This window comes from Candidatus Poribacteria bacterium, from assembly GCA_021295715.1.
Lineage (GTDB): Bacteria > Poribacteria > WGA-4E > WGA-4E > WGA-3G > WGA-3G.
Window position 1 is genome coordinate 1 of sequence record JAGWBV010000142.1, and the last position, 9,804, is coordinate 9,804.

10 protein-coding genes are annotated in these 9,804 nt (G+C 45.1%); 5 read left to right on the forward strand and 5 right to left on the reverse strand.

All coding sequences use genetic code 11. From position 1 onward, the window contains the following. Positions 1-87: 87 nt before the first annotated feature. A complete protein-coding gene (locus J4G07_21770; GenBank protein ID MCE2416613.1) occupies positions 88-639 on the reverse strand; it encodes a GNAT family N-acetyltransferase in 552 nt (183 codons plus the stop codon). 136 nt (positions 640-775) lie between these two features. Between J4G07_21770 and J4G07_21775 the strand changes: the two genes are divergently transcribed. The 5 genes from J4G07_21775 (at position 776) to J4G07_21795 (ending at position 6,123) form a co-directional block, all read left to right on the forward strand. Continuing rightward, positions 776-1,330, forward strand: coding sequence for a DUF488 domain-containing protein (locus J4G07_21775; protein MCE2416614.1), 555 nt, complete (start codon positions 776-778; stop codon positions 1,328-1,330). A gap of 11 nt (positions 1,331-1,341) precedes the next feature. Beyond that, a complete protein-coding gene (locus J4G07_21780; GenBank protein MCE2416615.1) occupies positions 1,342-1,830 on the forward strand; it encodes a DUF488 domain-containing protein in 489 nt (162 codons plus the stop codon). Beyond that, positions 1,827-4,286, forward strand: a complete 2,460-nt coding sequence (gene recQ / locus J4G07_21785) for a DNA helicase RecQ (protein ID MCE2416616.1) — start codon at positions 1,827-1,829, stop codon at positions 4,284-4,286. The genes J4G07_21780 and recQ overlap by 4 nt, the downstream gene beginning before the upstream one ends. Positions 4,287-4,396: 110 nt before the next feature. Next, positions 4,397-4,768 (forward strand): HRDC domain-containing protein, encoded by a 372-nt coding sequence (locus J4G07_21790; GenBank protein MCE2416617.1) that lies wholly within the window; start codon positions 4,397-4,399, stop codon positions 4,766-4,768. Between the two features lie 284 nt (positions 4,769-5,052). Further along, positions 5,053-6,123, forward strand: a complete 1,071-nt coding sequence (locus J4G07_21795; protein MCE2416618.1) for an Rpn family recombination-promoting nuclease/putative transposase — start codon at positions 5,053-5,055, stop codon at positions 6,121-6,123. On the opposite strand, the gene J4G07_21800 is transcribed toward J4G07_21795, so the two are convergent. The 4 genes from J4G07_21800 to J4G07_21815 are packed head-to-tail and all read right to left on the reverse strand — an operon-like array spanning position 6,112 to position 9,611. Next, complete coding sequence (locus J4G07_21800) at positions 6,112-6,387, reverse strand: hypothetical protein (GenBank protein MCE2416619.1); 276 nt, start codon at positions 6,385-6,387, stop codon at positions 6,112-6,114. The genes J4G07_21795 and J4G07_21800 overlap by 12 nt on opposite strands. Before the next feature lie 20 nt (positions 6,388-6,407). Continuing rightward, the gene (locus J4G07_21805; GenBank protein MCE2416620.1) at positions 6,408-6,620 is read right to left on the reverse strand and encodes a type II toxin-antitoxin system HicB family antitoxin; all 213 of its coding nucleotides are present in this window, start codon (positions 6,618-6,620) and stop codon (positions 6,408-6,410) included. 16 nt (positions 6,621-6,636) lie between these two features. Next, entirely contained in the window at positions 6,637-8,139 is a 1,503-nt protein-coding gene (locus J4G07_21810; protein MCE2416621.1) for a hypothetical protein, read from the reverse strand. Positions 8,140-8,141: 2 nt separating this feature from the next. Then, positions 8,142-9,611: a toll/interleukin-1 receptor domain-containing protein gene (locus tag J4G07_21815; protein MCE2416622.1), complete on the reverse strand. Its 1,470-nt coding sequence runs from the start codon at positions 9,609-9,611 to the stop codon at positions 8,142-8,144. Positions 9,612-9,804: the final 193 nt, after the last annotated feature.

Below are 9,804 nucleotides of genomic sequence, written 5' to 3' on the forward strand. Positions count from 1 at the left end.
TTCGTTATTTAGCATATTCAATGATTAACTTTCGTGTAACTTTCAACGATTCTTAACTTCTACTCGCTATGAGTTCAATACCAAGTTTTAACTCGCAAACTCCCTCAAAATTGGATAATCTAAAACGGATGCGACTTCCGTCCAAGCTTCTTTGCTATTCTCGTATGAAAGGTCTGGTATGAAGCCGAAGTCAAGATAAACTTTGATTGCTGCCATACGCCCGGTTGACGTGCCGAGAAAACAGCACTCGTGAGACTGTTTAAGACGCTCCATCGCTACAGACATCAGCGGTTTGGAAAGTCCGTTTCCTTGGTAGTCGGGATGGACCGCGACCCAGTGGATCTGTCCCCACACCTCTCCATTCATATCTTGCCACCATGCCGTGGTTGTTCCTATTTCCTCGCCTGCGTCCGTGGTTAGGTAAAAACTTCTATCCTCCATCACTGAGAGATAGTGTCCGAACTCACGATTAAAAAGTCCATCGTCAATGTCAATGTAGGGTTCCGCAGCTTGCAGAATCCGTGTCCAGATATGTCCCTCATCCCGACGATAATTTCGGATTGCAAATCCGTCTGGAATCGGAAATTGCGGGATATTGTCCATGTTCTCACGAATCATTCTAACGCTATAGTTCTTCATATTGGGTGTGGGAGTGCCGAAGATGCAGTTCTGAAAGCCTGTTTTATTGCGCCTAATATAACATACGCTATAGAAAAACGGCAAGGATAAAACGTAATTGCTTTTCTGGCAGGTTGCATGATATGATATATCTATTATGGAAAAATCGCCTGCCCACACCCCAATCTATACCATAGGTTACGGAAGTCGTTCGATTGCGGAACTCATCGAAGTGCTACATCAGCATGAGATCGCTTACCTCATCGATGTCCGTTCTGCCCCCTACTCGCGCTATAAGCCGGAATTCTCGAAAGCACAACTCGCGAAGGAACTCGAACAGCACGACATCCGCTACGTGTTCATGGGAGATACACTCGGCGGTAGACCTGACGATGAAACGTGTTACGTCAACGGGAAACTTGACTATGAAAAGGTCAAGGAGAGGGAGTACTACCAACACGGTATCGAACGCCTGCACACTGCATTCTTGCAGCAATACTCTGTTGCCTTGATGTGCAGTGAAGGGAAGCCGGAGGAGTGTCACAGATGCAAACTCATCGGGGCAACCCTTACAACACAGGAGATACCGGTCATCCATATCGACGAAAATGACGAGCCAGTGTCGCAGGAGCAAGTCATTGAACGTCTGACAGGCGGGCAATTGTCGATGTTCGGGGAAGAGACGTTTCATTCTCGGAAAAAATACACTTAATTCCACTCACTATGAAAATCAAAATTGTCACCATCGGCGTATACGGCTTTGACGAATCCAGTTTTTTTGACGCACTCTGCAAGGCAGAGGTCGATACGTTTTGTGATATTCGCAATCGGCGCGGTCTCCGCGGTGCGACTTATGCATTCGCCAACAGTGCGAGATTGCAAGCGCGTCTGTCAGAATTCGGCATCCGATATATCCATCGAAAAGACCTCGGTCCGACGAAAACCGTTCGAGACAAACAGGCCGCAGCTGATAAAGCAAGCAAAACCGCTAAACGCAAACGCATCAGATTGGGGGAAGCATTTATTGCAGCATATCACACCGAATGCCTTGCCGAATTTGAGCCCCAAGGTCTGCTGGATGAACTGGAATCGGATGCCAAAGTCGTTGCCCTCTTTTGTGTGGAAACCGCACCGGAGGCATGTCACCGCTCATTGGTAGCGGCTAAACTGGCGAAAACACTCGATTTGGAGGTCGAAGACATTTTACCGTGAGAGTCCTCATTGTTGCGAAGACCCGAATGGGAAGCGGCGCGTGCATCGGCGCGATTACAGAAAAAGGGGAAAGCGTTCGGCTCGTTCCGTGCAATGCTGATCCACATGACGGCGCGAATCGGGAATATGAGGTTGGCGATATTTGGGAGATTACGGGTGCGCCTGAAACTTCACTGATTCCACCGCATAACGAAAACTTTGTCGTCCATAAAAAATCGCGCCTTCACACCACAAAAGACATGAAAGATTTGGTGAGTGCTATTGAACTTTTGATGCCACCAAAAACTGGGCATCCACGAGTGCTCTATGAAGGTTTATTGCAAGACACTGAGAGCGGTAGACTTCACATCGTTAAACAAGGCGGCATCCCATTTTACAGTACCACATTTTGGAGGACAGATCAGCCACTAACCCTTGATATAGAGAAGCACAGGCCCCGATATCGCTACCCTACAGAAAATGGCGGATGCACATTTACTTTCGGCGGTTTTCAAGAACCACTTGAGACAATTCCTGCAAACACGCTCCTGCGCGTGTCGTTAGCGCACTGGTGGCGACCAGAAGATAAACCAGAATTAGAAGAACGCTGCTACGCCCAAATTTCTGGCTGGTTTCTTGAAGAGGAAAGACAGGAAGAACGAAAGCCTTCTCGTGAAGAGAAGTTGCCTCCATCCCAAACGCTAACGCAAAATCCCTTAGAAATTCTCAAAAACGTCTTTGGGCATGAAGAGTTTCGTCCATTTCAGGAAGAGATTATTAAGCACATTCTCAAAGGACAGGATGCGTTAGTCGTTCTACCGACAGGCGGTGGAAAGTCGCTCTGTTACCAATTGCCTGCACTCATCTTTGATGGTTTGACTGTTGTTGTTTCTCCTCTAATTTCGCTTATGCAGGACCAGGTGGGACAGTTGAAACAGAGAGGTATTCATGCTGCCTTTCTCAACAGCACCCTCCACTACTCTGAACAGGAAATCATTATGCAGCGTGTCAAACAGGGTGAAGTGAAACTGCTGTACATGGCACCTGAAACATTGGTGAAGCCCGGAACACTATTGAAACTCGATAGATCAAATGTAGCATGTCTCGCGATTGATGAAGCCCACTGTATTTCACAATGGGGACACGATTTTCGTCCAGATTATCGGGAGTTGGTTTCTATTCGCGAGCGATTTCAAAACGCTGTCTGCGTCGCCCTAACAGCGACTGCTACTCCACGGGTTCAAAATGACATTAAAAAATTACTCAAGTTTGGCAACGAAAACCAGTTCATCGCCAGCTTTGATAGAGAAAACCTCTTCATCACCGTTGAGCCAAAAGTTGAATTACTTGAGCAGACATTCGCGTTTCTCAATACGCATCGTGAAGGGTCTGGCATCATTTATTGTCAGACAAAGAAACAGGTTGAATCCCTATGCCGTAATTTAACGGCTCGGCGGATTTCAGCACTCCCTTATCACGCAGATTTGGATGGCGAAACCCGAAAACAGAATCAGGACGCTTTCATTAAGGGTGATATCCGAGTGATAGTCGCCACAATCGCTTTCGGCATGGGTATTGATAAGGCGGAGGTCCGCTTTGTGCTACATGCAGGTTTGCCGAAGGACCCTGAATCTTACTATCAGGAAATCGGTCGTAGTGGCCGGGATAGGCTTCCGGCGGACTGTCTACTTTTGTTCAGTTACAAGGATGCGGATACTATCAACTACTTCATCAATCAAGGCGCGCAATCTGAAAAGCAGGGACGACAGGTACGCTTACAGACGCTTGTTTCATGGTCAACTTCAATAGAATGCCGCCGGAAAGTGTTATTAACCTATTTTGGAGAATCATACAAGGAACAGAATTGCGGGATGTGTGACAACTGCTGTAAGGTAAAGATAAAGAGGGCGAACATGACAATTCCCGCTCAAGACTTTCTATCAAGTGTTTCTCAAACAAATGGGCGTTTCGGAGAAACACATATTATCAATATACTGCTTGGCTCAAAGGCAAGGAAGGTCCTCAAAAACAACCATGCCTTGCTCTCCACCTACGGCATCGGCAAAGAGTATAGCAAAGTACAGTGGAAACATCTGGCATTTCAATTGCTCCAACATGAACTCTTGAAGCGGGATGCACAATACGGCAGTCTCTACTTGACCCCAAAAGGAGAGAGAGTACTCAATGGTGAAGAAGAGTTTCGGGGGATTTCGGTAGGTTCAACAAACAGCGTAAGTGAAAACTCAGACGCTCAGAAAGCAGCATCTAAAAAACCCAACACATACGCTCAGAAACTTTTTGAGAAACTTCAAGACAAGTGTAAAACATTAGAAAAGGCAGAGCAAGAAGGGATTTTCACTAATAGGATGTTAAGAGAAATGGCAACCTCTTTTCCGAGAACCAGAGAGGCATTCGCGCAGATTCGTGGGGTCAGTCTCAGGAAGATGAAAAAATACGCCGATGATTTTTTGGGATAGATTCGATAGAGATCAAAATTGGCGGTTTGAATGCTGATGATGCTACATCCAAAAAGCGAGATGAATACGCACACGATCTTTTTGAGCAACTTCGAGACAAATGTAGAATAGTGGCAAAGACGGAGCAAAGACGGATATTCAATGAGAGGACATTAAAAGAAATGGCAACCTATTTCCCACAAACTGAGGAATCGTTCATCAAGATTCATGGTGTTGGTCCTAAGAAAACAGAAAGATACGCTAAGGTATTTTTACCTATCATCCAAGATTATTGTAAGAAACATGGTGTGAAATCAGTAAAGAACACAAATGAAGCACTGAATACATCTGAGACAGCATCTGAAAAACCGAACGAATACGCTCCGGAACTTTTTGAGCGACTTCGAGAGAAGCGCAAAACGATTGCTGATGAGGAAGGGGTTCGGCCGTTTGGTGTCTTTTGGAACAGGACGTTGGAAGCGATGGCAACTTTTTTTCCATAAACCAAAGAAGAATTTCTACAAATTCAACATGTTACTTCCGCGAAAGCCGAGAAATACGCCGATGATTTTTTACCAATTATCCGTGACTATTGTGAGGAACACTGTCTTTTGTAAGCATTCGTCTTCTCAAAGGTAGAGATTTTCTTCGCTCCTTATCGAACCGTCTTTCATAGCAGGTTCCTCCAGCGTCATATCCAAGACATAAATTATTGAAGAACGAAATAGCCTTGGTCCCAGAAAAAATAAGTTGTGTTTCTGCGGGACAGGGTGTATAATAATCGTATATGTTGGACACCAATGAAGTTCTCTCTTTTTTTCGGGACTCGCTTGGACAGTTTTCAGATAGGAGTGCGAAATGGCTGTTATCCAACCCAGAGAACCTCCGAGGACTCCTTGAAATCATCGGTAGCGATCTTGCAAGTTCTCTGGATTTCAGCAAAGTCCAACGCGTCAACACCACTTTTATCGCCGATAACCTCCGCGAACAAGAATCGGATCTGGTATTCCTCTTACCTTTCCGGGACACCAATGAAACAGAGGTGCTGATCTACATACTCATTGAACATCAATCTACGGTAGACCCTGTGATGGGGTTTCGGTTGCTGTTTTATATGTGTCAGGTCTGGGATCAACAGCGTCAGAAGTGGGTATCCGAGAACGTCCCGAAAAGTGAGTGGCGATTTCGTCCGATCATTCCAGTGGTGTTTTACACGGGTCAACCTAAATGGCAAACGCCCCTCTCGCTTGAGGCGTTGATGGATGTTCCGCAGGCATTGCTGCGATTTATTCCAAGGTTTGAGACGCTTTTTCTCGGTGTCAAGAGCGAACCCGATGCGAATCTCGTGAGGACGGATAGTCCGTTCGGGTGGCTAATGACGGTTTTCAAACGCGAGGACGTTCCTGAGACATCCATGTTCATCTCTGTATTAGAACGGTTGGGGAAACATCTCGGCAATCTCAGTGAATCGGATCGTGGGTCGTGGGAGCAGGCGATCTACTATCTTTACCTGTTAGTTTTCTATCGGCGTTCAGTTGAAGAACGGGGCATCTTAGAGCAGATTGTCTCTGAACACCACAAGGCTTTGGAACTCTCGGCACAGGAGGTAGAACTCATGCAAAGCATGGCAGAACATTACTTAGAGCAAGGTATAGAGCAAGGTATACAGCAAGGGGCACGACAAATGAGTATTGAAAACACCCTTGCCACGCTCAACGCCCGTTTCCCAAGGACAGATGTCAACGCCCTGAAACCGAGCCTCGAAGCCATCGAGGATCTCAATCGTCTCAAGCAGTTGAATCTCATAGCTTCCATCGCTAAAACTTTTAACGCTTTCCGAGAACACTTAGATGCATAACCGAAGGGTCGAGATGGGGTCTCTGACGACATAAAGGTTGAACGCCTGCACACTGCTTTCTCGCAACAACAATCTGTTGTCCTGATGTGCAGCGAAGGGAAGCCGAAGGAGTGTCACAGATGCAAACTCATCGGCGCAACCCTCATAATGCAGGATATACCGGTTATTCATATCGGCGAAAATGACGAGCAAGTGACGCAGAAGAAAGTCATTGAACGTCTGACAGGCGGGCAATTGTCGATGTTCGGCGAAGAGACGTTTCACTCTGATTCGCCGCGTATGGGTTAAATCTGGATGGTCACTTCCTTGTGCTGGCTTTCCACTGCCCGGCGAGCTTCTTCGCGATTGTACGCTATCGTTTCGCGAAGTGGAATTTCCAAAGCAACCAGCAGTTCATTCCCGGTCCGTTCTTGACAATTGACACCGGGAATTTCTTGCACCCACCCGATCCACCAACCGTCACTTTGTTGGATGATAGCAGTGTAGTTCTGTTGCATCTTTTTCTTCAAACGATTAGATGTAGAATTTGAATTGCGGTTTACGATGGAAAACAGTGGGGTTTGAGATTAGAATTTCCCCAACGGCATCGGAAAAACGTACGGTAACAGGTTGAGATTCCCCTAGTTTGCACGTATTATAGTTCAATTTTGTTAAGCCGAAAATATCCTGTGCGACTCTTTCTATCGGTGCGTCTCCGTGTTGAATATCAATCCGTAATGGAACCGGGGTTTCCGCTCCGTCATAGGTTGCAATTCGAGGCTTGAATCCACTTCCCCATAACAAACCTGCTCGGCTATTAAGCCTCCAAAATGTCCCTCTAAGGACTGGTCTGGTCTCCGTACGAAATAACATCGGCGTATGTCGACGATCTACACGAACCCTCACACCAACGAGTTTAGTTCCCTTTGGACACGCTTTTTGATAACCGGAGAACTCCTCACTATTAATGGTAGACCGTGAATGCAAAAAAACCTCCTTAAGTTGCTTGCCCTCAAGATCTTTGTAAGTCTTTAGAACACCGTCTAAGAGCTTGCAAGCGGCGGATTCACTCAAATGAAATTGCTTCTTTTCCGGTGAATACCAGGGTCCATATTCACCAAGAAATATTATACCATCTCCGGTATCAAGAAACATCTGGGCAGCACAACAAGCGTTTTTCCCAACCTCATGCGTGTCAGTTTTACGAAAAGCAATTCCGATATAACAAACACCGTCGCGAGCAGTAGCAAGTTTCCAAGGCTTTCCACCGCATTTGTAATAAAGCGCAGTGCTAATGTTCCACATACGATCTGATAGGGGGGTGAGGCTGCGTTCCCTGCGTATATTGGTGTCTATCAATCGTAATGTAGATTCGCGCACAATTTGTAAAGGAATTTCATATTGCATCGCGCGCGCCTTAAACTGTCGTCGAAAATCAAGGGATAGGCGATACTGTTGTGGATAAAAATCTGGGAGTAATTCTGTTTGTCCAGCCCTTCTACTTTTTATTCTTTGGGAAGAAGCACGTTCGATAGGATCAGCGACCCGTGACTTTGAACGACAATTCTGCCAGATTTCATCCGGTACAACGCAAATGGCTACGTCAATATTCTCATCAAGTTTGGTTGTTTTTTTCAGTTGTTCAAGGTAATGGTTAGTAACTTCAAACACCCGCTCATATTCATCTGAGTAACGAGAGGTTTCAATGAGCTGATCTTGATCAATTTGATAAGATCTGACCGGTTCACTGGGCCAGTTCAAACAAAATGCCGCTTCAAAACCAGGAAATGGAGACCAAAGTCTCTGATTTCCATTTGGGGCAGAAATGGCGGGACGATTCATAGCATCTGCCCACTTATTAAAGTTAGTGAGCCCCTTGTTCGTTCCAATCACAATATAAGACAACTTTCCTGGTTGTGATGGTAAATCGATGTCAGAGGGACCAAAGGTAGCAAGTCCATCCCGTGGATGTATCATCCTCTGTCCATATCGGAATTCCAATTCTGGTTCATCAAAAACTATAATTGATTCAGTCATCTTTAGATTCCCTCGTCCCTAAGATCTTCATCCAAATATTCCTCGTAACTTCCGAGCAATTCTGTTTGTTCGCGACTAATTTCACCAAGCCTTTCTTCATTGATGCCAACTGGAGCATTGAAATGCAAAGGGTTGGCATCGATAATGATTTGCACATCTTGTGATTCGCCAATTGTTATCTTTCCTTCATCCGCTAGAAACTGACTGACAGCCAAAGTGCGGTTAAACCAATGTTTATTCCACCAGTTTTTACATAGATATTTTCGTCGTGAAACGATCGTGCGATGACCTTTTAACGGTTTGCCTTTTGGGTCTGAAAGGCGAACTCGTATCCGAATAAGAACAGTGAAATCATCAAAAATATCTTGACGAATAAAAAAGTCGGGAGCGAGCGAATATAGGTATTTGCCTCCGGAGGGGTGTTTTCTTTCACCGTTGGCGAGTACATAGGTTTCTGAGTTGTCATCAGGACGGATAAAATTGAGCCGATTGTTCTTCAGGAGGTTCGGAGGAAAATAGAGCAATCCGGCTTCAGAACAGTATTTCAACCCCTTCTGATGACCTTTCACAATCAAAGCTTTCCGGATAAGCTCCGAAACCAAGTTGGATGATCTAATTCTATCTATTCTCTCAACTTCCGGCCATAGACCTCCGCCCTTTTTGGTTATTCTATATTCTCTGGTAATTAAAGCAGGAGGTTTATGAAAACTAAGAAATGTATATGGATCAACTCTTCGGTAACTCCACTCAAACTTGAGTTCATCAAGTTTTTCTTTTGGAATTTCCTTTCGTGCTTTGAAACGATAAATAACCTTCGGTATCTGTTGAATTTGGAAACAGTTTGAAAACAGGATTTCTTTCTCGTCCGATCTAACATCGTCTCCTAAAAAGGTTTCCACAGCAATACGTTTTCCGTTAGGCAGCGATCTTGGACAGTCAATAGATTCCAATTTTTTCAGCAATTGCTCCAGTCCAACAGCCCAATTGTCTTTAAACGTAATGAAGTTCAATGCTCTTGTGACATGGTCCAACTGTGCAGGACTTACACCATCTACATCTAAAGGTATAAGGAAATCTTGCTTACGTTCATTTCCTATATTAAGGGCTAATGCTCTTTGGCGGCCTACCTCAGGATATTTCAGGGACACTCGCGAATACAGACTAATAAACCTGAAAGTTCGATTTTTAATTGTATCGTCAATATCATCCGGATAAGCCTCACCGCCTAACAACTTGAATCGCTCGGACCAAACGAGGTACCCCTCTGTGGTCAATTTTCTAGTTAACCAATCTGCAAACGCTCCATCTTCATCAACAGAACTAATAAAAAGATGGTCTCGTTTCTTTGAGGTATCAACGTGATTTTGAATCGCAAGAAATTCCGGCGGAAAAATACTCGGATGCAGTTTCTTAATTTGTTGATGCCTTACATCAAGAAGAACTTGCAAACGTTCAACACCAAAGAGTTCCAATCGCCAGCCAAATTCCTCCTTAATAGACGCGATTGCCGCGTCTCGCTGATGTGCAGTGAATCTAGTAGTGAGTCAAGTTTCTATTGACAGTTATTATGAAAAGTGGTATGCTGCGTGTCCCTGTCATAAATCCTTTCAGTTGGAGTCTGTGATGCCAGCGAAACGATACCCTGTTAGACTTGACTCAGAGCAA

Coding starts and splice junctions, on each gene's coding strand:
- J4G07_21780 (MCE2416615.1), top strand. CDS start 1,342: ATGAAAATCAAAATTGTCACCATCGGCGTATACGGCTTTGACGAATCC.
- J4G07_21795 (MCE2416618.1), top strand. CDS start 5,053: ATGTTGGACACCAATGAAGTTCTCTCTTTTTTTCGGGACTCGCTTGGA.
- J4G07_21770 (MCE2416613.1), bottom strand. CDS start 639: ATGAAGAACTATAGCGTTAGAATGATTCGTGAGAACATGGACAATATC.
- J4G07_21775 (MCE2416614.1), top strand. CDS start 776: ATGGAAAAATCGCCTGCCCACACCCCAATCTATACCATAGGTTACGGA.
- J4G07_21805 (MCE2416620.1), bottom strand. CDS start 6,620: ATGCAACAGAACTACACTGCTATCATCCAACAAAGTGACGGTTGGTGG.
- J4G07_21810 (MCE2416621.1), bottom strand. CDS start 8,139: ATGACTGAATCAATTATAGTTTTTGATGAACCAGAATTGGAATTCCGA.